21 protein-coding genes are annotated in these 23,234 nt (G+C 56.6%); 9 read left to right on the top strand and 12 right to left on the bottom strand.

Annotated elements, in window-relative coordinates; all coding sequences use genetic code 11:
• Nucleotides 1–71: 71 nt before the first annotated feature.
• On the bottom strand, nt 72–2,324 hold the full coding sequence (locus tag AABO57_04820; protein MEK6285044.1) for a caspase family protein: 2,253 nt from the start codon (nt 2,322–2,324) through the stop codon (nt 72–74).
• A gap of 619 nt (nt 2,325–2,943) precedes the next feature.
• On the opposite strand from AABO57_04820, the gene AABO57_04815 reads away from it, so the two are divergent.
• The gene (locus AABO57_04815) at nt 2,944–3,363 is read left to right on the top strand and encodes a polymer-forming cytoskeletal protein (protein MEK6285043.1); all 420 of its coding nucleotides are present in this window, start codon (nt 2,944–2,946) and stop codon (nt 3,361–3,363) included.
• Nucleotides 3,363–3,812 carry a hypothetical protein gene (locus AABO57_04810; protein ID MEK6285042.1) on the top strand — a complete coding sequence of 150 codons (450 nt, stop codon included), beginning with the start codon at nt 3,363–3,365 and terminating at the stop codon, nt 3,810–3,812. Before AABO57_04815 ends, AABO57_04810 begins: the two co-directional genes overlap by 1 nt.
• A 92-nt stretch (nt 3,813–3,904) precedes the next feature.
• On the opposite strand, the gene AABO57_04805 is transcribed toward AABO57_04810, so the two are convergent.
• Nucleotides 3,905–4,594, bottom strand: coding sequence for an SOS response-associated peptidase (locus tag AABO57_04805; GenBank protein MEK6285041.1), 690 nt, complete (start codon nt 4,592–4,594; stop codon nt 3,905–3,907).
• 509 nt (nt 4,595–5,103) lie between these two features.
• Between AABO57_04805 and AABO57_04800 the strand changes: the two genes are divergently transcribed.
• Complete coding sequence (locus AABO57_04800; protein MEK6285040.1) at nt 5,104–5,472, top strand: hypothetical protein; 369 nt, start codon at nt 5,104–5,106, stop codon at nt 5,470–5,472.
• Nucleotides 5,473–5,602: 130 nt separating this feature from the next.
• On the opposite strand, the gene AABO57_04795 is transcribed toward AABO57_04800, so the two are convergent.
• The gene (locus AABO57_04795) at nt 5,603–6,184 is read right to left on the bottom strand and encodes a nucleotidyltransferase family protein (protein MEK6285039.1); all 582 of its coding nucleotides are present in this window, start codon (nt 6,182–6,184) and stop codon (nt 5,603–5,605) included.
• Between the two features lie 295 nt (nt 6,185–6,479).
• Between AABO57_04795 and AABO57_04790 the strand changes: the two genes are divergently transcribed.
• A complete protein-coding gene (locus tag AABO57_04790; protein MEK6285038.1) occupies nt 6,480–6,989 on the top strand; it encodes a redoxin domain-containing protein in 510 nt (169 codons plus the stop codon).
• Between the two features lie 95 nt (nt 6,990–7,084).
• The gene (locus AABO57_04785; protein ID MEK6285037.1) at nt 7,085–8,248 is read left to right on the top strand and encodes a M20 family metallopeptidase; all 1,164 of its coding nucleotides are present in this window, start codon (nt 7,085–7,087) and stop codon (nt 8,246–8,248) included.
• An 880-nt stretch (nt 8,249–9,128) separates the two neighbouring features.
• Here the strand turns inward: AABO57_04785 and AABO57_04780 are convergent.
• The 6 genes from AABO57_04780 to AABO57_04755 all read right to left on the bottom strand — a co-directional run bounded on the left by AABO57_04780 (nt 9,129) and on the right by AABO57_04755 (nt 15,931).
• Entirely contained in the window at nt 9,129–9,449 is a 321-nt protein-coding gene (locus tag AABO57_04780; GenBank protein ID MEK6285036.1) for a hypothetical protein, read from the bottom strand.
• A 120-nt stretch (nt 9,450–9,569) separates the two neighbouring features.
• Complete coding sequence (locus tag AABO57_04775) at nt 9,570–10,517, bottom strand: hypothetical protein (GenBank protein ID MEK6285035.1); 948 nt, start codon at nt 10,515–10,517, stop codon at nt 9,570–9,572.
• Nucleotides 10,518–10,549: 32 nt separating this feature from the next.
• Complete coding sequence (locus AABO57_04770; protein ID MEK6285034.1) at nt 10,550–10,765, bottom strand: hypothetical protein; 216 nt, start codon at nt 10,763–10,765, stop codon at nt 10,550–10,552.
• On the bottom strand, nt 10,762–11,649 hold the full coding sequence (locus AABO57_04765) for a S8 family serine peptidase (GenBank protein MEK6285033.1): 888 nt from the start codon (nt 11,647–11,649) through the stop codon (nt 10,762–10,764). The genes AABO57_04770 and AABO57_04765 overlap by 4 nt, the downstream gene beginning before the upstream one ends.
• A 355-nt stretch (nt 11,650–12,004) precedes the next feature.
• Nucleotides 12,005–13,885 (bottom strand): glycosyltransferase family 39 protein, encoded by a 1,881-nt coding sequence (locus AABO57_04760; protein MEK6285032.1) that lies wholly within the window; start codon nt 13,883–13,885, stop codon nt 12,005–12,007.
• 120 nt (nt 13,886–14,005) lie between these two features.
• Nucleotides 14,006–15,931, bottom strand: a complete 1,926-nt coding sequence (locus AABO57_04755; GenBank protein MEK6285031.1) for a winged helix-turn-helix domain-containing protein — start codon at nt 15,929–15,931, stop codon at nt 14,006–14,008.
• A 183-nt stretch (nt 15,932–16,114) separates the two neighbouring features.
• Here AABO57_04755 and AABO57_04750 point away from each other — a divergent pair, with 183 nt between their 5' ends.
• On the top strand, nt 16,115–16,645 hold the full coding sequence (locus AABO57_04750; GenBank protein MEK6285030.1) for a hypothetical protein: 531 nt from the start codon (nt 16,115–16,117) through the stop codon (nt 16,643–16,645).
• A 39-nt stretch (nt 16,646–16,684) separates the two neighbouring features.
• Nucleotides 16,685–16,870 carry a hypothetical protein gene (locus tag AABO57_04745; GenBank protein MEK6285029.1) on the top strand — a complete coding sequence of 62 codons (186 nt, stop codon included), beginning with the start codon at nt 16,685–16,687 and terminating at the stop codon, nt 16,868–16,870.
• A 57-nt stretch (nt 16,871–16,927) separates the two neighbouring features.
• Here the strand turns inward: AABO57_04745 and AABO57_04740 are convergent, their stop codons facing one another.
• From AABO57_04740 to AABO57_04730, 3 genes are all read right to left on the bottom strand, one after another.
• Nucleotides 16,928–17,869, bottom strand: a complete 942-nt coding sequence (locus AABO57_04740) for a serine hydrolase (protein MEK6285028.1) — start codon at nt 17,867–17,869, stop codon at nt 16,928–16,930.
• Between the two features lie 108 nt (nt 17,870–17,977).
• The gene (gene coaE, locus AABO57_04735; protein MEK6285027.1) at nt 17,978–18,619 is read right to left on the bottom strand and encodes a dephospho-CoA kinase; all 642 of its coding nucleotides are present in this window, start codon (nt 18,617–18,619) and stop codon (nt 17,978–17,980) included.
• A 140-nt stretch (nt 18,620–18,759) separates the two neighbouring features.
• Nucleotides 18,760–19,743, bottom strand: a complete 984-nt coding sequence (locus AABO57_04730; GenBank protein ID MEK6285026.1) for an amidohydrolase family protein — start codon at nt 19,741–19,743, stop codon at nt 18,760–18,762.
• A 336-nt stretch (nt 19,744–20,079) separates the two neighbouring features.
• Between AABO57_04730 and AABO57_04725 the strand changes: the two genes are divergently transcribed.
• Together AABO57_04725 and AABO57_04720 are read left to right on the top strand one after the other, a co-directional pair.
• Nucleotides 20,080–21,636 (top strand): D-aminoacylase, encoded by a 1,557-nt coding sequence (locus AABO57_04725; protein ID MEK6285025.1) that lies wholly within the window; start codon nt 20,080–20,082, stop codon nt 21,634–21,636.
• A 109-nt stretch (nt 21,637–21,745) separates the two neighbouring features.
• Nucleotides 21,746–23,224 carry a M20/M25/M40 family metallo-hydrolase gene (locus AABO57_04720; GenBank protein ID MEK6285024.1) on the top strand — a complete coding sequence of 493 codons (1,479 nt, stop codon included), beginning with the start codon at nt 21,746–21,748 and terminating at the stop codon, nt 23,222–23,224.
• Nucleotides 23,225–23,234 lie beyond the last annotated feature (10 nt).

Here is a 23,234-nt window from a genome sequence, read left to right as displayed (position 1 = left end):
GAATGCCTACGCTCCTGATGCTCGGAGGTCAACACGCCCGCTCCGGGCTTATCGAACTTGCAAGGGCCCCCTCAAGGCTTCTTCTTCTTCCCAAACGGTATTTTTATCCCGCCCGGTACGCCGGGTACAGTCACGCCGCCTGTGTTTATCAATCCCCGCACCTCGGAAGGCAAGTAGGCCGTCATCCGATACGAGACCCCGCTGGCAGTGAGAATCTTCAGAGCTGCCTTTAGCGTCGGGTCGAATCCCCGCGCTTCGGTTTCATGCCCCTTGCCAGCTTTGCCGATGGCGTCGCCCTCAGGACCGCCCACCTGTTGCCCCTTCTCGGTGTACAACGCTGAGAGGGCAAGGTGATTGCCAGCCATCTCGCCGGAATTGTTGGTCTCACCTTGATAGCCGCTTGCTGTGTTGTATTCACTTATGGCGCGATCAGTTTCGCCTGCCGCGTGATAACAATAAGCCAGCTCCCGATGCGCTTCGTAGTAGTCGGGGCGCAGCTCGAGCGCCTTCTTCAACTGCGGTATCGCCTGCGGGTACTGCTTCATCAGGCGATAGGTGTAGCCGGCCCCGTAGTAGCCTTCCGGGTCTTCGGTCGCAATCGTCGTCGCGCGCACAAACGCCGAGATAGCTTTTGGCCGGTCGCGCTCTTCGAGACCGTACGCATAGCCGAGCGCGAGATTGACAACCGCAAGGTCAGGCGCTTTCTTCGCGGCGAGCTCTGCCGATCGCAGCGCTTCTTTGGCAGCGTCCTTCTGTTTGATCGCCTTACTCGGCCGCGAATTGGTGGAGGCGTCCTGGGTTTCGTCCCGAACGGCCCACTCGCTTAGTGCGCGCGAGCGGCGCGCAATCAGCGCGGCATTGTCAGGAAGTTTTTCCGAAGCCCCGGTGAGCAAATCGACCGCATCGCGATACCGCGCAGCCGCCATATATGCGGTCGCCAGCCGCTCATAGGCGGCTACCGAAGTGGGATCTTCGCGAACCGCTTGCTCGTAGGACCCGATGGCCTGGGGCCATAGATTTTGAGCTTCGAACTGGACTCCCTTTTCATAGCTCGCATTACTGGTCGTGGGCTTCAAGGTAATCGTGAACTCCTGCTGGTAGCCGGGTACAACGGTGATTTTTGTTTCGGTTGGTTGAAAGCCCTGCGACTCGGCACGCACGGTGTATTCGCCCGGCTGAAGCTGTTTTTCGAGCGGCGCGGTGCCCAGGACCTTACCGTTCAAACTCAAGCTGGCATCTTTGGGAGACGTCGCAAGGACTACGGTGCCAATCGTTGGCGCCGACGGTGGACTGGCGGCAGACTGAGACAGACGCACGATAACCATCGAACCGCGAATTTCGGTCGCCACCATCGTAGGCGTTTGTTCGACTGCAAACTTCGAGCGGCTCTGGAAATCAGCGCTCCATTTTTTCACGTTCTCTTCAAGGAACTTCGCCAGATAGCCTGCTTCAACTCGGCCGTCCGGTCTGTTCGCCACCTGGCGGATTCCCTCCAGGATGAAATAGGTGAAGACACCGTGTTTCAGTTGAGGGTCTTCGAAGGCGCGTTCCCCGACTTTGCAAGCGTAGAAGACAATCGCGGTTGGCTGCGGGGAATCTGCAGGGCGGGAAACGCTCGGCGTAATGCGCAGACCGCGGCTCATCACATCGGTCATTGTGTTTCCCTTGATGCCACGACCCGGGAATGGATCTTCGCGGCACGCGTCTATGAAGATGGAAAACTGCGACGCCTTCAATTCGCTAAGCTTGCGGGCAAGTTCTTCAAGGTCTACGGCTGTTCGCTCCAGCGACTCCTTCGACTGAGCATCGACATCGACCGGCAGGAAATAGCTCTTGGCCTGAATGCCCAGCCCGCGAGCGATGCCGTGGCCAGCCAGGAACACGATCACCTCCTGGCCCGGCTGCACGCGCGGCGCAAAATAGTCCACGGCCGCCAGGATATTCTGCTTGGTGGCCTTCGCGTCTCCGGCGCCGTCGTCGGTCAAGAGTCGGATGTGGTCTTCGGGAAAACCGGCATCGCTAACCAGCAAGTCTTTGATGGCGCGAGCATCGTCGCGCGGGAACCCCAGGCTCTGAATCTGCCCGGGATATTGGCTTACTCCGACCAGCAGAGCCCACTGGTTGACGGCCACGGGCGCCTTTTTGGCGGACTGCGCCCGGGCCGGTTTTGCATCCGTTGACGAGGGGGCCTTCTTGTCATCCTTAGGCGATGTGGATGTCTTCGGCGCCGGCTTCTGTTTGCCGGGTTTCTGCGGTCCATTCGCAAAAACTAAATGCCCAGACAAAAAAAAGCTCAGAACGATGAGAACGATTCGATTACGCATGATCAGCCTCCGTAAAAGAAATATCCGACCTCGAGAGACATTCAAATCTTGCAGAGTTGGCGAGATAGTTGCGGCCGCGAATTCTCAAACAAATCCGGCGGGAAAAAGTCTGTTCGCGCCTGCGATCTCGCCCGCGGTTCAACCTTCGGGAGTATTGCACAGCCTCACCAATCCGATCAAGAATGTGGTGGTGGGTCAGTTTGAGTTCAGAGTACAAGCTTTCAGCTTGCTCTTTCGGCCGCATGAACCTGAGAGGCAAGCTAAAGCTTGTACTCTGAACCGCAAACTGACCAACTACCAAGAATGTCCTTCCACGACCAAGTCGCTCCGCTGGAGCCGTGGCGTCAGAAACTGGCGTTCCCGTTGCCATAGACAGGACATTTAGGGAGCTAAACCAACAAGAACCACCGAATGGCTAGAGAAAGATGTTCACTTTTCGCAGGGCTGTGCTATTATCTCGTCCGTTGCGAGACACGCAAACGGTTCGGCCCTGATCCTCATCTCGTTCTTAGAAATCGGAACAACAACACAGTTCAGAAATCGCACGGCACCGCCTCGTCCCACCACGAACGGTTCGGCGGGATTGTTCTTTCTCTAAACCACAAGCAGGGAGGATGACATGAAAGGGTTCAAAGGTAACGCTGACGACTCAGGCCAGGGTAGGATAAGCCGAGGGGTCGAAGTGTCTGGAGACGTCTCCTTTGCAGACGCGCTGCAGGTGGACGGCAAAGTCAACGGCAAGCTGGCCTCGGAAAGCGGCACTCTCGTCATCGAGCAAACCGGCGAGGTCGAGGCTGATATCGACGTCGGCGTTTGTGTGATTCGAGGCGCCGTTCGCGGAAACGTCAACGCCCGGTCCAGAGTTGAGATCTACAAGACCGCGCGCGTCCAGGGTGACGTAAGCACTCCGGTCCTGCTTGTAGAAGAGGGCGCAATTTTGAGCGGCGCTGTAACGATGGGCAAAGAAGCGGCGCGATTGCCCGAGAAGATCAGCGTCGAAGCGAACGACCAGTTGCATAAGAGCAAGGGTGCGTCCTAATGCAGCGGCTTGACCAACTGACTCCTCACCCGACATGGCTCCGCGGTTGGGGCTCGGTGCTCGCATTGATTGCCGGGATCAGGAGTCGCATAGCGTCCGCGATGAACCTTCCGAGGCGCAGAGACAAGAGCTCTCGGCGAACATCCCAGACGACGCCCGCGTTGAAAATAGCCGGGTATAGCCTCGTCTTGATGGACTCTGATGGGCAGGTCATCTGGACCCGAGAGTGGGATTCAGGCGGCGTGTTTGAGTTCGGTCCCCGCCAGCGTTTGTGGGTGTTTTGCGGATTCACCAACCATTCCGAATGCGAGACAGAAATATCAGAATACGAGATCGAGCTTATGAGCGAGGACGGATTGGTGGTCGAGCGTTTCGGAGATTCATTCGGGGACTCAGTGATCATACCACCCGGTGAAAGCAAACACTTCCCCGCCGATTGGCGGATGTAGCCGCGGTTTCGGTAGAACATGCTTGGGTGATTCTTAGGATGGTGTTGAAGCCGCCATCCTGCGGCTCATCTCACTTGGTCAAGGCCTTAGCCTCAAAACAGCAGCGGCTCGCTCGTGTCTGGCGCCGGCTCAATACATTCCGGCGAATCGTTTTTGACCGAGTTTACGAGACTCGAAACCGTGTGCGCGGCCATCTCATCGGCCGGATAGGGCTGCAGCAGATCGAGCAACCGCCTGGGGTCTTCCACCTCGGGGTCGAGCCAGAGACCTTCGACACCGCTGGGCAAAATTACCGGCATACGATCGTGGATCGGACGCACCAAATCGTTCGGCTCTGCTGTGATTATCGTGCACGTAACGAGCCGCTCCCCAAAAGGCGGCGTCCAGACTTCATAGAGGCCGGCGAAGCCGAACGAGCGCTCCGGCTCGAGGTGAATGAATACCGGAGTCTTCGCGCCGCCCCGCTTCTGCCACTCATAGAAACCATCCGCCACGACCAGACATCGGCGTCTCCTGAACGCGTCCTTGAAAGCTGATTTCTCCATCAACGTCTCCGCGCGTGCGTTGATGAGCCTGCTGCCAATCGCCAGGTCCGTCGCCCATGAAGGCACTAGCCCCCAACGCATCGCGACCAGCCGGATAGCTCCATCTCTCAAAACGACCGCGACATTCTGCGTCGGCGCTATGTTGAAACTGGGCTGGAGATCGTCAGTGATTTCTTCGACGCTGAAATCCTTTGCCATCAATGAAGAGGATCTTTTCCTGACGAATCGACCGCACATTGCGTATGCAGGCTACACGGATGCAGTTGAAGCTGTAAAGCGCGGAGTAATACGCGGGTGACGTCGTCTTCTTCGGCGCACATTGGCAAAGTCTGCCGGCGCGCGCGGAGCTAACCTGGTCCGTGAGTGCGCGCGACCATGACCGTCGCGCCTCACGCGGGAGGGTCGCGCATAATGATTCTCCTGGCTCAACTAGGAATGTCAGTATGGAAGACAGCTAGTCAGGCGCCACTTTGAACATCTGTGCAGCTTTGTACTCTTCGAGTACAACTCTATCCCAAGCTCACTCCCCTCAGGCCATCGAGTTCCTTAGAATCCACACAGATAAATTAAAATGACGCTGGACAATCGCGACGCGGCTTTCGACTCAAGTTGGCACAGGCATTGCTTATATCTCGTCTGAATCGACGGCTGTCTTTGCTTCGTACTGTTGAATGAGCGAAGAGAGGTCCGTGAGAAGCGATTATTGAATGAATAGTTTTAGACAAGAGTCGTGAGGAGAGAACCTTATGCTGACAATAATGGTGGCAACCGCGATCGCACTGGGATTCGCGAGCCTCGTCCTGATGAAGGGCCGAACCGCAGATCCGGCGCAGCTAGTTCAGCCGCGCCCCGGGTTGATGACGATTGGAATTCAGATAATCTGCGGCAACTGTTCCGGGGAAGGCGCTCGGCCAATCAAGACGTACCTGGACCGGGCCGGCAACTGTGCACACTGCGGAGGCAGTAGTTACTTGTTGGCGTCGGCCGTCGGCGTAAACATCGCAACGCTCAGGGCTGGTCGCGTGAGAGACGCTCACGTCGCGTCAAGCCACGGCCGAGTAATCCCGTTTGAGGTGCCGGGATCTCGCGCAGCGCGAGAAAGAATAGCAGTTTGATGATCGGTTGAATTCGGGCAGAAAAAGGAGGCCTTCGCGCTGCGGGGGCCTCATTGGCTTTTGGTCACACCGTACCCGCTGGGAACTTAGTGCTGAGCAATATGTAGCCAGCGCCCGCCTGATGCTCACATCATAGTTTCAATATCCGCTCGTAGTCCTCGGGCAAGTCGCAGTCTTCCAGCACCCCGCGGTCAGAAGCTTCGACGCGCGCGATCTCGCGCGGATGCGCGCCAACCACCTGGCGAAGACCGCGCGCCGGATCCATTTTAAGAATCTCTTCTTTGAGGCTGATGTCCAGAAGGATCGGGTGACCGTTTTTTCCTTCGTATGCCGGAATCACTATTAGTGTCTGTGCCTTTTCGTAGGTTTCGATGATCCGGTTGATCACACTGGCGTCGATCCAGGGCTGGTCAACGAGCGCGAGCACGAAAGCTCGCGCTGTCAGAGAGACCGCCTCGACACCGCGGATGATTGACGAAGCCATTCCCGACTGATACTCGGGGTTGTGCGCGAATTTCACTCGACGATCACCGATCGCGCGCCGGACTTCGGATTCGCGATGACCGGTCACAACGATCACTTCGCCGACGCGAGATGCCAGAAGGTTGTCCACGCAATGCTCGACGAAGCTCTTATTGCGCAACTCCAGCAACTGTTTGAACTCCCCCATCCGCCGCGACTCACCCGCTGCCAGAAGCACTGCTGAAATCATGTTAAGCTCCCATCGCTTGCCGGACCTGGTTTCAGGGCCAGATTATAAGGGCTTTGAGGCCATCCAGCGAGATACGAACAAGTGAACGCGTCTTGTAAACCTACGATCGCCTGTTTGAAATCTCCGTTGAGCAGCTACGAACGAGTGCCAGTTTGCCGGTGGTTCGTTCTAACTGCTAGACTTCAAACTCAAACAAGCGCAGCAGAAATACCGGCGAGGGATGTGAAACTTTGCCGGCTCGCGCAGCATCCAAGATCGGTAAGAGAAGAGATAGGAGCAAGCTTAGGAGAAAGCCATGTTTACCCGATCGAGAGCAATAACCGCTGCCATCGCCATCATATTTTGCGCGGCAGTCACGGCGAGCGCGCAGCAGGACTTCGGTTTTTCGACATCCGATGGACAGTCCGTCACTCTTTCGAGCATGCGCGGCAACGTTGCCGTGCTCCTGTTTAGCGGCGTACAGGATCCGCAGCGCCGCGAAGGACTCAAGGCGCTCGAGGCGCTGGCCGACCGATTCCAAGGCAAAGAAGTAAAGTTCTTCTGGGTGAGCATCAACCCGGCCACCGAACTGACTAATGATCAGCTCAAGAGTATGGCAGGCGCTTCAGGCTCGGTCCGCGTGTTGCGCGACACGAATCAAGCTGCGTTCAAGCGCTTCAGCGGTAAAATCGCACAGCTTCCTACCATCGTGGTTCTGGACCCTCAGGGTAATCCGTTTGGGCAGCCGCGCGGCGGATTCAATCCGAATTCTGACTTCATCAACGACCTCGCTTCGATAATCGACCGCCTGCTCCAGCGTAAGTAGAACAAACGGGTCACGCCGGTGAACCGCTAACCAACCCCTTGGAGAGAGGTTCGCCGGCTGGCGTGCTCGGCTTCCCTCTGATAAAACTTGGTGTGATGAAAGCGAACAGGCCCGGCCCAGCGGTTCTGTCTTACTTCGAAGCCCATCGCTCGGAGATGCTCGAGTTCAGCCGCTGGCTCGTAGAACAAGAATCAATGTCTCGCGAAGCCAGCGCTACGCGACGGATAGCGGAGAACCTCGGCGAAAGTCTGGCTTCGAAGGGAGCGGCAGTCGAGTTGCTCAATGATCCCGCCTACGGTTCCACGCTCCGCGCGCGGTTCGATTGCGCGCCTGACGCATCGCCAAACGAGAAGCAGCTTCTGATCGTCGGACATCTCGATACCGTGTGGCCCATCGGAACGCTCGCCGCGCGGCCTTTCAGAGTTGAAGAAGACCGCGCATTCGGGCCGGGCATATTCGATATGAAATCCGGAGTTATGCTTGCTGTTTTCGCGATGCGGGCAATCAAAGAGTTGAGCATTGCCACCAGACGATGCGTGACTATGCTGATGACTTGCGATGAAGAAACCGGTAGTCATTTTTCGCGCGACGTGATTGAAGAAGAAGCGCGCCGCACACACGCCGCGCTTGTGCTGGAGCCGCCCATACCGGGCGGGACGATCAAGACCGGACGCAAAGGGGTCGGCGAGTTCGAACTGATTATTCGCGGAAGGCCGGCTCACGCGGGCAACGATCCTCGGGCAGGTATCAGCGCGATAACAGAACTCGCGCATCAAATCCTCGCTATCAACAAGCTGAACGATTACGAGCGGGGCACGACGCTCAACGTAGGCGTGGCGCGCGGCGGCGTCCTTTCAAACGTGATCGCAGCCGAGGCTCACGCTTCCATCGATATGCGATTTCAAACCGTCACAGAGGGTGAACGCATAACCGAAGCGATGTCCCGTCTCCAGCCGGTGATCGACGGCGCTCGCATCGAAGTGCGCGGCGGGATAAATCGTCCGCCGCTTGTTCGGACACCTGAGACAGCGGAGCTGTTCGAACACGCCCGGCGGTTGGCTTCCGAGATTGGCTACGATCTGAAAGAGGGCTCGGTCGGCGGCGGATCGGACGGAAACTTTATCGCAGCGTTGGGCGTGCCGGTGCTGGATGGGCTCGGAGTCGATGGGGCAGGCGCGCACGCCGAGCACGAGCACATAATCATCAGCGACATTCCCCGCCGCGCATCGCTGCTCACTCGGTTGATTGAAACGATTTGAGTGCGCCGAAGTTGAGCGCGTCTACTAGCTACTCTGCTTAAAGCGATGATGGACGGCAACGCAGTAACGAACGGATAAGGGGATGGGATGTGGGAGCCAGACGGCGGCTTTTTTCACAACGCTATCTCTTAAGTGGATGTACTGGCGCCGCATACCCAACCGCTCGCGTCGCGGCAGCAGCAAAATCTTTTGTTAGGTGTACAGAAACAGTTACGGAGGATTATCGGTGCCTGCGGAATAAGTCCTTCGCCGCTTCGCAGATTGCTCGAATCCTCTGTCATATTGTAGTGACTACTCGTTTGTAGAGCGACGCTTCCGCAGTAAATCCTGGCATGTTCATTTTCAAAACCCTCCGTCCCATAATCCAACGGTCGCCTGAGATACCTGCCGCCACAACTGGGCACCGTTGCCTCAGATCATAGCCGCGCGATAAGTGTAGATCCGCTACATGAGCTCTGGCAGCTATTCATGCAGTGGTCAAAAAACGAACCCTTGCCTAACCCCGAGCTCATGCAAACGTGCCAACATGCCCCCGCACAATCTTGACCGGGAAATCCGAAAGGTCCAAACGGGCCAGTCGCTCGCCTCGCTTGCGGGTACAGTGTGGTGCTTAACTCCATAGCTTCGAGAGTTGCGGCAATACCGTAGTGCTTGCTTGTCTTGTTGAGCGAAGCTTCTGCAGTAAATCCAGGTAAATTCATATTACTATTCTCCTTCCATTGTTTGAGTTTGTCTGTCCTCAGGCGACAATTGGTCATCAGGAACCGAGCCCTGAGTCACATCGGCGCGCACAGAGAACTTCCCAATAAGACTGCTCCGGCTTGGTTTCCTTCCCACGTGGTAAGACATACATGTTCCGCCTTCGTGGGTTGGAATTCCTCTATGGGATTACGCCGAATGAGCAACTGCCCCTGCTACGATTATACATTTGGCGGGCTACATCTCGCGCCTCCTGTTGCTCGCTGGAACTATTGTTTGGGTTAACGCTATCTTGATAAAACTCATTAACTATGGCACCTATCTGTGCGCAGATACTCTTGAGTTCGCCGCTTTTGCCTGGTGCGCCGGCCACGATCCTTAGTTGGGGAATGATATTCGTTTCTACCCCAACGAGATTGCTGGCATTCATGCGGTAGTCCGCGCGGGCCTTGTAAAGCGACGCTTCAGCGGTAAATCCAGGTACAGTATTCTTGGTGTTCATCTCACATCTCCTTTTGGTTAGTTAAGTTCATCAGTTATGGTACGGCGACAATTTGGTCACCAGGAACGGGAACTCCTCAGTCGCATCACGCGCACAAAACACTTCTCCGTGGAATCAGTCTCAACGGTCAAAGTAAGGCGACATCTTGGTGACCAGGAACGGAAACTCCTCTGTCACGTCGACTCGCGTGAAGAACTTCTCGACGACATCGGTGTTGCGGTTGGTGAATGAGAAGATCACATCCACAACTTTGCGTGTGACGCTCAGCGGCGAGGGCAGAACATCAACCGCAGTCAACGACGAATCGCGTCCAAAGGCATCGGCCACCGTGTTGTAGACGGCCGGATAGCGGACTACCAGATAATTAAGCGCCCGATGCTCATCTGTAGACCCGGCGTTATCCGCCAGAAGCATGATCCGGTCAAGCAGTTCTGCTGCCGCGGTAGCATACTCCTTGGCCTTTGCTCCCTTGGGCGTCGGCAGCGCTTTGATGAGCGCGTCGCGATCGAAGGAATAGATCTGGTCGAAGGCGACGATCGGCACCATCAATCCATTGCACATGTCCGGCGGGGCGATTGGCCCTCGCATGCCGACGACAAGATCAACGTCGAGAGGGCTCGGGTCAGAGCGCACCGCTTCCAGCAACTGGGCATAGTCGGCAGGATCGCGGGGAACAAGAATGTACGTCTCCATACCCTCGATCGTAAACACCCAACACAGCTGACGCACAATGTAGCGATTCGAGCGGTCAGAAAGAACAGCCTGGGTTGCCGCGCGGTCAGTGAGTCCCTTTGTGTTTGCGCGCCCGGTGGCCTGCGCAAATTCCTTTTCCACGGCGAGGGTCGGAAAACGCATCTCGACTCTGCCAATGGCAAAGACATAGGAAGGGGCGGTCGCTCCATTGCCGTTTGAATCCGCCGCGGCTCCGCAGCTAGCACAGGTCGCGGGACTTACTTGGGATTGGATCCCCCTTTGGGTAACACCATTGGCCGGCAGCGCATTTGCTTGTGCCCCGTTCACGCCATGCGGTTGGTTTGTAGATTGTTCATTCAATTCGGTTTGTTCCATGACCCTTTTCTCCTTTCGGGATAGACCAGGTTCTAGCGCTTGCCGGAGAAAACCATCCAGCGGTTAAGTGCGGCTGCACGACGCGCGCAGCCGCCACAGGGCTTGATTCCAACTGCATAAGTAGCGCGCTCGATGACATCGCCGAGGCCAATGTCTCCATCGGTAATGAATCCCGGCAAGCGCACTCGATGAGGCTGCCGTTCATTCTTAGGTGCTGCGCCGCCGCTCCTTTCCTCTATCTTTTTCATGACACTCGCCTGCGAGCGTAATGGGTTGTCGCGATGATTTGGTATGCCGACCAGGCATCCAGCAGAGGCGGGACAACGGTGGTGCGCCGCGATACGTAGGGTCGTGTCACGGCGATCTTCACCTCCCCCGCGGTCGCTCCTGGAAACTCTGACCACAACAATGCTATGGCGCCAGTCACAAATGGCGCCGCTGCGCTCGTTCCTCCGAAACTGCGTTGTTTACCATCGGCTGCGAGGCTGATGATGCCGTCACCGGGCGCGCTCAGACCCCGTCTCCCGATGGAACTCCCCAGGTTCGAGTAACTGATCGGTCTACCGTGAAGGTCACAAGCAACAACCGGAATGACCCACGGATGGCGCGTGACCGCGGAACTGCCGACGGCTCCCTGATTCCCGGCTGCCGCAACAACGATAACGCCGCGCTTTGCTGCATGATCAAGAGCCTCATCTAGACGGCGCCCACCTTTAGAGGATGGTTGCGCGAGGGCGGCGCTCAAGTTGATGACGCGAGCGCCCGCTTCGATGCAATCAATGATCGCTGTTGCGAGTTCTTCCGGAGTCGCGCTGGGCATCGGTCCGTTTGTTGATTGGATCTCTGCAAAAATGGGTCGCACTAGCAGGGTGCAGCCTGGGCAGATTGCCGGGGCCGCGGCACCCCTCTTCGCGCTCAGGATGCCCGCCACGAATGTTCCATGCATACAGGCGGCGCTGTTAGCTAAAGCGCACGCAGCGTTGAGTTTTCCAGGCAGCGCACGGATGTTTTCACTCGCCAAATCAGGATGGTCCATAGCCACTGGTCCATCAATCAAAGCAACCGTGGTTTCAGCTCGGCCGCTGGTCAATTCCATCACAGCCGAAAGCTTGACGAGATCCAAAGGAGGCATGGCGATTCAGCTCCCAGAGATAACCAGTTGCTGCAAACTCCGTTGTAGATCGCTAATCGAAATGAACCGAGGGGTTTCAAAGCCGCTAGGTGAGTTGGCACCAAAACCTCTCGAAAGAGCACCCCACTAGACAAGGAAGACGAGTGCGATGTTACTGCAAAGCATTTCCTTATTCAAGCGAAAAGCAATCAAGCGAATGTCTGGATTACCTGAAACTCGCGCGGGATGGTAATCCCTGGCAATGGCACAGCAGCGTTTCGGTAGCCCGTCACGATGGTAGGAGTCGATTGGGCTGCCGCGCACGCCGAGCACGAGCACATAATCATCAGCGACATTCCCCGCCGCGCGTCGCTGCTCACTCGGTTGATTGAAACGATCTAGCAGTCACCGGTGTTAATTCGAACAGTAATATTCCGGCCTGCTCATAGACGAGCTTAAACCTGCTTTGAAAGAACGCATCGTGTGGAAGGGTAACTCTTGCGAGATCGTTTCTGACTAGAAAGTAGTCAGCCTTCAGACTTCTCAGTTCATCGTAGAGTCGTTGGCTGTCATCCATGTGGTCCAGGATGCGAGTGTACTTTGCCGGCCCGAAATAGTCGCCCATAAACACTCCATCGGCAAAGTACGCCATGCGCTCATCACGTAGTGCATAGAGCCTATAATCGCGCCCCTTCAGACAGTTGAGCAATTTGTACGCGGGATACGAGGGCAGCTCTCGGGTCAAATAAGCGTCTCGCTGCTGCGCCGAGACGGGCAGCAGGCCCCGCGCGGGTAGCCTCAGCAGCGTCCACCCCCAACCCGGCGCAAACAACAATAGCGCTCCAAGAATCGTTGCGAGCTTATGGCTGGTCCATCGTTGAGAAGACGGCCATCGCAGCAATAAAGAGTCAAAGCTTGCCGCTGTCGCCAGGCTGAGCAACGGCAGGGCAGGCATGAGGTGCCGGGGATCCTGGACGGCAAAAAACCAGTAGAGCGTGAAACCGACTCCGATAGTCAGTAGCCCTCTGGTTCTCTTCCGGGCAATCCCGAAAATGAATAGCAGGTGAGGCGCAAACAAACAGAGCGGAGAAATCAATGCGCCGAAGCTTCTCCAATGAGCCAGAAGATTCCAGGGAAGCAGAATCAGCGGCTTCATGTCTTTTCCAACGCCAAGCCGCGAATATATAGCTCGATGCATCTCTCGAAAATCTTCAGGCTCCCACAGCTCGTACCCAAAGGCACGGCCAAACACATCGTAGAAGAAAGGAAATAAAGGGTTCTTGGTATAGTAGAAATTGCGCACAACCCAGGGCGCAAATATCACAATGGCCAGCACAAGAGGCCGCAGTGACTGCCGAAGATTGCGCCGCTTCCAGCCAGCAAACAAAGCGACCACCGTCAGAACAAGCAGGAAAAACAACCCCGTGTATTTCGTGCCCATGGCAAGCCCGCAGAAAGCTCCTGCCAGAATCAACCAATGCTGCTGCCGTGACTCAAGAAAATTCCATAGAGCATAAACTGTCATCATCACGAACAGCATCAACCCCAGTTCAACATAGGCGACCGTTCCCAACCACATCACGAGAGGGCTCTGGAGCAGTATTGCCCCCGCCCACAATCCGGCGCGCCGCGAAAAGAAACGCCAACCGAAAGCAATCATCGCCGCGACTAGCACCGCCATCATCAAGAATTCAACTAGCTGCGCCAAGACGTCGTCCTGCACCAGCAGCGCGAGCGTGAATAGCATCTCGTTGTTTTGAGGAGAGACCGGAAAACGCAAGTAGGGCGTAAGCACAAGCTGATGGTTTTGAACGTAAATTTTTGCGTAAGCGAGGTGATACATAGTAGCGTCCCAGGCCGTCGGCGGGTAGAGCGGAAGGATCACAAGTGGCAGAAACAGGATAAGCAGGATAAAAAGGACAAGGGCAACAGAAAGCGCTTGCCGTTTGTTCGTTCTATCGACGCCACTCTGAACGTCGCGCAACCGGCTGAGCCAGCCCCACCAGACGCGACGGCAGATCAATAAACCGATCAGGAGCAGACTTATCAGCATCGCGGGATTCAATAATCCGCAGAGGCCAAGAGTGAAGACCACATACGCAAGCACTCCTAAGCCCAGCGCTATGGAAAAGCTCATCTGTTCAAGAGGAGAGTGGTAGCGAACACCGAGCGTCAGCCGACGCCCGAAAACGTACGCGCAAAAGGCAAGCAGAACGACGGCAAAATAGTGTGAGAGCGCAAAGAATAGTTCTCGCATTGCAGCAGCGTCTTCTCAAACGAGCGTTAACCGTGATCGGCGGGGCTGGTTTTTCAACGGCAGTCTTCGAAGCTCATTTCAAAGCGCGCTGCTGCTGGATAGCGGGTTTGCGCCGCAAGACTATCCCGCAAGCCCCATGCGCTGTAGAAGATCCGTGAATCTTTTATCTAACCGAAGATTGTTGAGCACCGGGTCAACCTTGAGATTCATCAACCAGATGTCCCTATCGTCAAATGCTTTCTCCAGCCATTTGAACGCCTTATCCTTCTCGCCAAGTCCCGCATAGATGGCCGCAATGGTGTATGGGGAAACGTAACGTTGCTTCTGCTGATCCAACTCCGCCAATATCCGCCGCGCTTCCGGCTTTCTGCCTGACACGGCATAAGCGTGTCCCAGCAGCGAGATCATCAGCGGACTGCCGGACAACTTCACGCCTTGCTCAAACTGAGCGATAGCTTGCGCGTTCATACCCTTTTGCTCGTAAGCCAGTCCAAGGTATCGCCGCGCCGGGAAAAAATTCGGATCAACATCGAGCAATCTCTTGCAATGCCCGATTGCCTCGTCGTAGCGGCCCGCGAGATAAAGAATCCAACCCAGATGCGAGTTGCTGATGAATGAGAGCGGCTCGAGTTCCTCCGCCCGCCTGGCCTCAGCGATCGCTTCATCAAAACGCCCCATCGCGACCAGGTACGAGCTGTACCATTGATGAGCCGGCGCGTAAGTAGGTTTGGACTTGATCGCAAGCTGGAACTCTGCTTCGGCATCCGCACCCGCCCAGTCCCAGCGGTGTTTGATGAAAGCAAGCGAAGTGCGAGCCTCTGCAAGCGTGCCATCGATACTCAATGCTCTTGTCGCTGCTTCTTTTGCTTTAGGGAATGCTTCTTTAGGCTGGTTGATCCCGTACACCACCAGCATGTTGTAGCAGTCCGCGAGCCCCGCATAGGCAGGCGCATAATTCTGGTCGACCTCGATCGCTTTTCGGAAGTATTCAATGCCTTGCAGCAGACCGTCTTCAGTTCGCTTGTTCCAATAATTGCGGCCTTTCAAATAAAGGCTGAATGCCTCCAGTTGTTTCTGCTCTTCGACGCTGAGCTTGAGTCGGAGATTTTCGAAGATGTCCCGCGAAATGTCTTCCTGCACGAGAAGGATGTCTGACACCCTGCGGTCATAATGCTGGCCCCACATCTGCGACACATTCGCAACGTCAATCAAGTCCACCTGGATGCTTAACGTGTCTCCGCGCCGATGGACTCTGCCGGTGAGCACCGCGCGAACGTTCAGCTCACGGGCGATCTTTCGAGGATCAGTTTCACGGCCCCGGTAATTGAGCACAACACTGCGCGGCACGACTCGCAGCTTGGGCAGTTGCGAGAGATTGTTTATGAGACTCTCAGTGATTTCGTCGCTGAAGTATTCAGCATCGGTATCGGCAGCTTCGTTGACGAAGGGTAGAACCGCTATTGATTCTATTATGCTGCTGGCGCCGTCGACCGCCTTGCCGCCTCGCGTGGAGTAGACGATTCCGGCCGCGGCCGCGGCCAGCGCCAGCAGGGACACCAGCGCAAGCGCACGGTGACGCTTTAGGCTGCCGATCACATTCTGAACGGCCGCGTTACGGGACACGCTGGCAGTCCCGGTTTCAGAGGTCACCACCGCTTCAGCTTCGACAACTGCCATACCCGCGCTTGCCATGTCGCGAGAATCAAATTCGCTGTCCCGTGACTGGCGGACAGGCGAAACAAATCTGTAGCCTCGCCGCGCGACCGTTTCGATGTATTGATGCCCGTTTTGGCCTTCGCCCAGGGCCTTCCTCAAAAGCGATATGTTCTGGGTGAGATTTCCTTCCTCCACGAAGCTATCAGGCCACACCTTCTTCATGAGGCCGTCCTTTGAAATCACCTGGCCGCTGCTTTCAACGAGCGCGAGCAGTATGTCGAAGACCTTTGGCGTGAGCGGGACGATCTCCTGGTCGCGGAGCAGAACCCGGTCGCCGGTCCTGATTCGGAAGCGGCCAAACTCATAGAAGTATTGCGAATGCTCGCCCATAGACGGCTTTGAGAAACATCTTTGAGAAAGAATTGAGCCCGTTCTGAGGACTTACCAGCCGCTTCGACAGTATCGTCTGCCTCGATCGAAGTGGCGAATCAGATTCAACGGTCTCGGCCGCGCCCATTCTAGCTCAGGGCGTCATGGCTCGCAAAAGAAAAGCCGTTCCAGCGGGGTGTCGGAATGAACAATCTTTACTTCGCCTGCACAGACTGCAAGACCTACGTTGACGCCGGGTACCGATGGGCCTCCTGGTGGCTGGAAGAGCCGGGCATCGTGAAACGAGGCAAGCTCGCCTCGGTGGAGGCGGTGCTTTCAGCAAGAGAGTACTGGACTCCGGGCAAAACAGATGGCGCACAGTGGCTCTACAGCGAAGTGCTCCCATCGGTTCGTCGTTTCCTGGAGGAGCACCGATGTCATCCAATCGTCTTTGGCGACACCGGCGATTTTCTCTCGCCTGACAGCAATGGCCTTCTCGACTGGATGCAGGTTGGCTTCTTGCCGCTGCTTTTGCCGCGATACTTCGTCGAGCGGCTTGGATTCCAAACTTGGGACCAGGTTTCCAACTTCATAGCACGTCAAGACAGCACGCCCTGGTGGTGGATGCTGGAGTGGGATGATCTGCACACCAAAGCGAGGAAGAAATTTCAGGAATTGGTAGAATCAGGAACCGGCTGCAAGAAGCCTCTCCACTGCAAGCCGGCTTCCCACTGAAATGGAGTTCTCCCGTCGACTCTCCAGGGAGATTTGATTATGACGAAGACACGCCTGGGGTCACTTGCGATTCTGGCTCTGCTTGCGACGCTCGTAAGCAGCTTGCAAGCTGGCAGATCATTCTCGGCGCAGGCCAATGAGGATCAAAATGGATCTGCAATTCCACAGCAATCGGCTCCAGACCCACGAACTGCAATCTGGGAGTATCGAATCCTCAAATCGTAGTACTTCTAAAGCGAGCGAGGAAATGAGTGCACGCCGCTGGGAGTTACATAGCCGCCGCTATTTGGTTGCGCTCTCTCGGTAAGAGAAGAAGTTCGCAACCTGTTCTGCGATTCGCCCGATCGCGTCTTCCATATTTGGTCCAATGCCGTTGTGACGAGCCGTGAACACCGAGATCACAATGTGCCGATTAGGGCTTTCCAGCATCCCGACGTCGTTGCCGATGTAAGGCATGAAGTCTCCCGTCTTGTGAGGCACGCGAAACCCTGCCACATACTTTGGCAGGCGAGAGCTGTAAACTTGACCGCGCATGATTTGAAGCATCTGCTCACTTGCCTGCTTGCTCACGGCCTCGCCCTTGTAGATCTTCTCGAGCAGCTTGCCCATGTCGCGAGAAGACGACAGCCCGAATGGCGTCTTGCCTTCTGTGTGAAACTTCCACCTGTCCGGCTCAGCGGCGATGGCCTTGAACCAGACGTCTGTCGGACCGGTGGCTTTGATTGTGTTCAGCCCGTAGCTCTGCATAAGCTTGTTCACGGGCTCGACGCCGCCCACTTTTTCAAACAGCATATCCGTAGCCGTGTTATCACTGACGATGATCATCAACGTGATCAAATCCTTGATGGTCAGGCTGGCGCCGGCATCGAGCGAGCGTATGACACCGGTACCCGGGCGCTTCTCTGTTTCTTTGAGCGTCATCCGGTCGGTTAGCGCGAACTTCCCGGCTTCAATCTGACGGAAGACTTCGGCCATCAACGGGATCTTGATGACGCTCATCGTATCCATCGTTTCGTCGGCGTTGATTGCGATCTCTTCGCCGGTCTCGATGCACTTGATATAGATTCCCCACTTCGCATTCACCGAGCGCGTGATCCGTTCGATGTTCGCTTGCAAGCGGGCCAAGGGCGTGACCAGCTGAGGTTGTTGAAACGCGAGGTTCGAGTGGCCGGAAAGAAGGGCCGCGATCACGGCGCCAATGAAACGGGCAGGTATTTTGGACATAGCAAAGCGTCTCCTATGAAAGAGTTCGTAGTACGGCCTTTAGGCGGAAGTTTGTACCTAGGTCACAAGTCCGGTCATTGTGCTACAGACTTCCGCCTAAAGGCCGTACTACGAACTTTCAAACTGAGTCTCCGGAGTCCGCGGCGACCGTTGAACGCGCAGCAGCTCCTCGTAGACTTCGACAACGCGTTGTCGAGTGTTCTCAAATGTTCCGGAGCTGTCTATCGTGTAGTCGGCGTAGCGCAGCTTTTCCTCCGACGACATCTGCGCAGCGACCCTGCGCTCGGCGTCCTCGCGAGTGATCTGATTTCGCTGCATCAAACGCTCGATCTGGGTCTCGCGGGCGCAGTGGATGACGATCAGCTTGTCGAAGCGCTTGTAGCCGCCCGACTCGATCATCAGCGCTGCGTCGATAATGGCGATGCCCTCCGGGTTTTTCGCTTCGGCTTCTTGCAGCAACCGGTTCTGTTCTTCGATCACCCGCGGGTGAACTATTTCATTTAGCCGTAGCCGGCGCGCTTCGTCCGCGAACACTACCGCCCCTAGCTTTTGGCGATCGATCGAGCCGCCCGGAGCAAGAATGCCTTCTCCGAACTCGAGCGCGATGTCTTCGTAAGCTGGACGGCCAGGGTCCATAACCGAGTGAGCTACTTTGTCGGCGTCAAACGTCACGCAGCCAAGCTCGGCCAGCACCGAAACCACGTGGGTCTTGCCGACGGCAATGCTGCCTGTGAGTCCAACTTTGAGCATAAAACACTATCTTCAGGGGACTGAACAACGTTGAAAATTGAAAAGTCCAAATTGCATTCAATCTTCCATTTTCAATTTTTCAATGTCCTTCTGCGTCGGGGCGATTGCACTCAGCCGCACGACAGTCGTTCAAGTCCGTTCTACACATTATTCAGAATCGACAGAGCCGTCCCGCTGAAAATCTTCTCCTTCTCGTATTCTGGAATCGCCAGGTCTTGAATCGAGCTGACCGAACGTTCGATAGAGCCCAGCAGGTGCGGATAGTCGCTGCCCATAACCATATGATTCACGCCAACCATGTCACGCACCATTCGCAAGTTGTATGAGCTGAACGTCACCGTGTCGTAATAGAGTCTCTTGAGATACGTGCTCGGCAGTTGATCGATCTTCACTCGGCATTCGGCAAAGTCGCGGTAGCCGCTGTCGAGTCGCTCCATCAAAAAAGGTATCGCGCCTCCGAGATGACCGACGATCCAACGTATGTTCGGCAGCTCGCGAAGCATTCCATCAAAACACATGCGGGCCACTGCAAGCGTAGTGTCGAGCGGGAAGCCGACCAGAGGCCCCAGCACGTATTCGGTGTACAACTCCGGGTTCGCCGGAAGCATAGGGTGCAAGAAAATGCACAGGTTCATCCGATTCGCTTCCTCGAAGAACGGCCGGTAGCTGGGAGAAGTCAGCGCGCGTCCTTTGATGTTGCTGAGAAGCACGACGCCGTTCAGCTTCAACTGATCGATCGCGCGGTGAAGCTCCTCGAGCGCGTGATCCGGGGCATCCATGGGAATCGAGGCAAATCCCTTGAATCGATCGGGGTGTTCTGCGATGAGTTCCGCGTAAGCGTCGTTGAGGATTCTGGCTACCTCAGGTTGGCGGCTCTTGTCGGCGAAGAAGATGTTTGGGGTAGACAGCGAAATGACTTCCACGTCTATGCCGACCCGGTCCATGTCTTCAATTCGTTTAGCGGGGTCGCTCATAGGCGGGGTGACTCCGAAGAATCGAGCGCCTCGATGGGTGATGATTGTTCGCCCGGTCGGGTCCTTGGCGAACGAGAACTCAGAAGGAATATCTCGAAGCATCTGAAAAAAGATTTCGGGGTAATAGTGCGTGTGCAGGTCGAGTTTCATGGTTACTCCGAGTTGATTGGTGAACGTTCAGAAGTGGACGAGTCAGTAGCCTACCACGAGGGGGATTGCTGCCAAAACCGCCCGACTAACCTTAGCGCTCTTTGCGAGTCTTTGCGTCCTTGCGCGAAAGAGTTGTCGATCAGTTAATGACCTTACGAATTGGACAAAGACCGAGCGGAAGCTCCTTTAACTCGGTACTTTCTTGACTGGGCCCCATCGCTTTGTATAGGCTCCGTCGCGAGTTCTCGGGATTTCAAATGCCATCTCTCTGAAATCTGAGAATCTGAGAATCTGAAATTCGCAAATTCAAACTACCGCAAGAAACGGAGACTCAACGTGACTTGTGATCTGGCGTCGAAGGCGAAGCCGCGCATCGTCGAACGCTCTGCTCGCCTCGCCGCGCGTATTGTATTGTTGGCTTGCTTTCCAGCCTTATATCCGAGCAGCGCCGCGCTAGTCCTTCCACCAGTCAAATCACGCGTGATCGTTGGAGCCCTCGTCGTCGACGGCAGTGGCCGCAAGGCGTTTCCCGCCAACGTGCGAATCGTTGGAAACCGAATCGCAACGGTTGGCAGGTTTGTCACCAGATCAGACGAAGAAGTTATCCACGCGCCCGGAATGGTAATCGCCCCCGGATTCATCGACGTTCACAACCACTCTGAAAACGCGCTCTCATCCGAGCCCACCCTCGTGAGCCAGGTCTCGCAAGGTATCACCACTCTCGCTGTAGGGCCCGACGGCAGCTCACCGTGGCCCATCGCCGATTTTCTGGCCAGGCGCGAGTCTGCACCCTCCGCTGTAAACGTGATCGCGTTTGTCGGCCACGCAACCGTTCGCCAGCGCGTGATGGGCAAGGACTATAACCGCGCGGCTACCGAAAAAGAGATCGCTGATATGGCCAAGCTCGTCGAGCAAGGCATGCGCGAAGGCGCGGTCGGGCTTTCAACCGGGCTCGAGTATGACGTCGGCCATCCGAGCACTACCGAAGAGGTGATCGAGCTGGCTCGAGTGGCCGTGCGGTACGGCGGAATCTACATGAGCCACGTGCGCGATGAAGCCGACGACGTAATGACCGCGTTCAAGGAAGCCATTCGCATCGGCCGCGAAGCGCACATTCCGGTTCAGATTTCTCATATCAAGCTTGGAACGGTCGGCGTGTGGGGGCAAGCAGCGCAGGCCGTCGAACTGATCTACGCGGCGCGGCACAGCGGGGTTGATATCACGGCGGACTGCTATCCTTACGATGCGTGGCAATCAACCATCACCGTGCTAGTACCGAGCCGGCGTCACGAGGACCCTGTCGCGGTAAAGAAAGGTCTGGACGACGTCGGCGGCGCCGGGAATGTGTTGGTCACAAGCTGCCCCGCACATCGCGAGTATGAAGGAAAAACGCTTGAAGAAATTTCGCGCGAGCGCAAGGTATCGTCGGTTGACGCCTACATTCAAATAGTCAAAGACGGCGGCGCCGGCGTCGTATGCCGCTCGATGAAAGACTCGGATATTAAGATTTTCTACCGCCAGCCCTGGGTGATGGTCGCAAGCGACGGTCAGGCGGGCGGGCGGCATCCACGAGGCTCCGGCACCTTCCCGCGAGTGCTGGGGCGCTTCGTGCGCGAGCGGGTGTGGCTCACGCTTGAAGACGCGGTGCGCAAGATGACCTCGGCCCCGGCATCGCGCTTAGGCTTGTACGATCGCGGACTGATTCGCCAGGGGATGAAGGCCGATCTGGTCATCTTCGATCCCAAGCGAGTCATCGATCGTTCCACCTTCAAAGAGCCGCAGCTTTTGTCGGAAGGCATCGAGCGAGTGTTTGTGAACGGCGAGCCGGTGTTTGAAAACGGCAAGACCACTGGACGACTGCCTGGCGTCGTGATACGTAAAGGCAGTTCGTAGTCCCCGGAGCTTTCCGTCTTTGCGTCTTTGCGCCTTTGCGTTAAGTTCGGTTCGCGCAAAGCCGCCGAGTCGCAAAGACCGCAAAGAACACCATCGGAGGATCAAAGCAATGAGGCGGACATTTATCGTCGCGATCATTCTTCTGTTGGCCGTCCCATTTTTAGCGCAGGCCTTTCAGGAAGAGGCCCAGCCTTCGCAGCGCCTAGACCCGAAAATTCAAAGGATCGTCTCGGAGATTTCCGCAGACCGGATCGCCGAGATCGAGAAGAAGCTCGAAAGCTTCGAAACGCGCAACACCTTCTCGGATCCGACCCAGCCCAATCGTGGAATCGGCGCGGCCCGGCAGTGGATCTTCGAGCAATTCAAGAGCTACAGCCCGCGATTGCAAGTAAGCTTCGACACGCACACGATCCCGAAAGCCGGGCGAGTCTGGAAAGAGATTGAGCTGAGAAACGTCGTCGCGGTATTGCCGGGCAAGACGCAACAGGCGTCGGGCCGCTGGATCATGATCACCGGGCACTACGACTCGTTGAACCTGAGAGTGCCGCCGGAGCTGCGAAACGATCAGACCAAGGCGGTCGAGATGATTGCTCCTGGCGTGACCGACGACGGCAGCGGCACGGCTTGCGCGATGGAATGCGCGCGCGTGATGAGCCAATACGAATTCGATGCAACTCTGGTCTTCGTCGCTTTCGCGGGCGAGGAGCAAGGCCTCCTCGGTGCGAGAGCGATGGCTAAGCGGCTCAAGGCGAGCTCCCAGACTATTCAAGCGGTCTTGAACAACGACATCATCGGCAGCGAGGTGAGTGGCAACGGGGTGATCGACAACCGCCGCGTGCTGGTGTTTTCAGAAGACCCGAACGATTCGCCTTCTCGGCAGATCGCGCGGTTCGCCAAGCGAATCGGCGAGCGCTACCTTCCCGAGATGACCGTTGATTTGATCTTTCGCTACGATCGCTTCGGTCGAGGTGGCGATCACACGGCTTTCAACCAGGAAGGCTTTGCTGGAGTGCGTTTCACCACGCCGAACGAACACTTTGCGAACCAGCACTCACTCACCGACACGTTTGCCAACACATCGCCGACATATGCCGCGAAGGTGACGCGAATCAACGCGGCGACGGCGGCAGCTATGGCGCTCGCGCCGCGATCTCCGGTGGTGTCTCGGCCGGCACCGGCGGCTTCGGCGACAACAGGGACGGTAGCCACGTCCCCGGCAGCTACGGCTACGCCTCCGGCCTTAGCACCTACTGCTACACCTCCGACCTCAGCCGCCGCGGCCGACCCCGATGAAGCCGCAACGCCTCGCGCTCGTCCGGCTGGCCCAGGCCTGAGCCGAGGCGGGGGATACGACGCGGTGCTGAGATGGGATCATTCCGACGCCGAACCCGATCTTGCAGGCTTCATCGTTGTTGTGCGATCTACGACGGCGCCGGATTGGGAGCGGGAGATCTGGGCGGGCAATGTAAAAGAGTTCACGTTGAAGAACACTTCGATCGACCAGCTTGTGTTCGGGGTAAAGTCAGTTGATAAGGAAGGCCACGAGAGCCCGGTGTCAGCTTACGTGCTTGCCCCGCGCGCCCGTTGAGGGCCGCGAG

This window comes from Acidobacteriota bacterium, assembly GCA_038040445.1.
Taxonomy (GTDB): domain Bacteria; phylum Acidobacteriota; class Blastocatellia; order UBA7656; family UBA7656; genus Onstottus_A; species Onstottus_A frigus.
The sequence above is the reverse complement of the archived record's forward strand: the minus strand, read 5'-3'. Positions and strand labels throughout refer to the sequence as shown.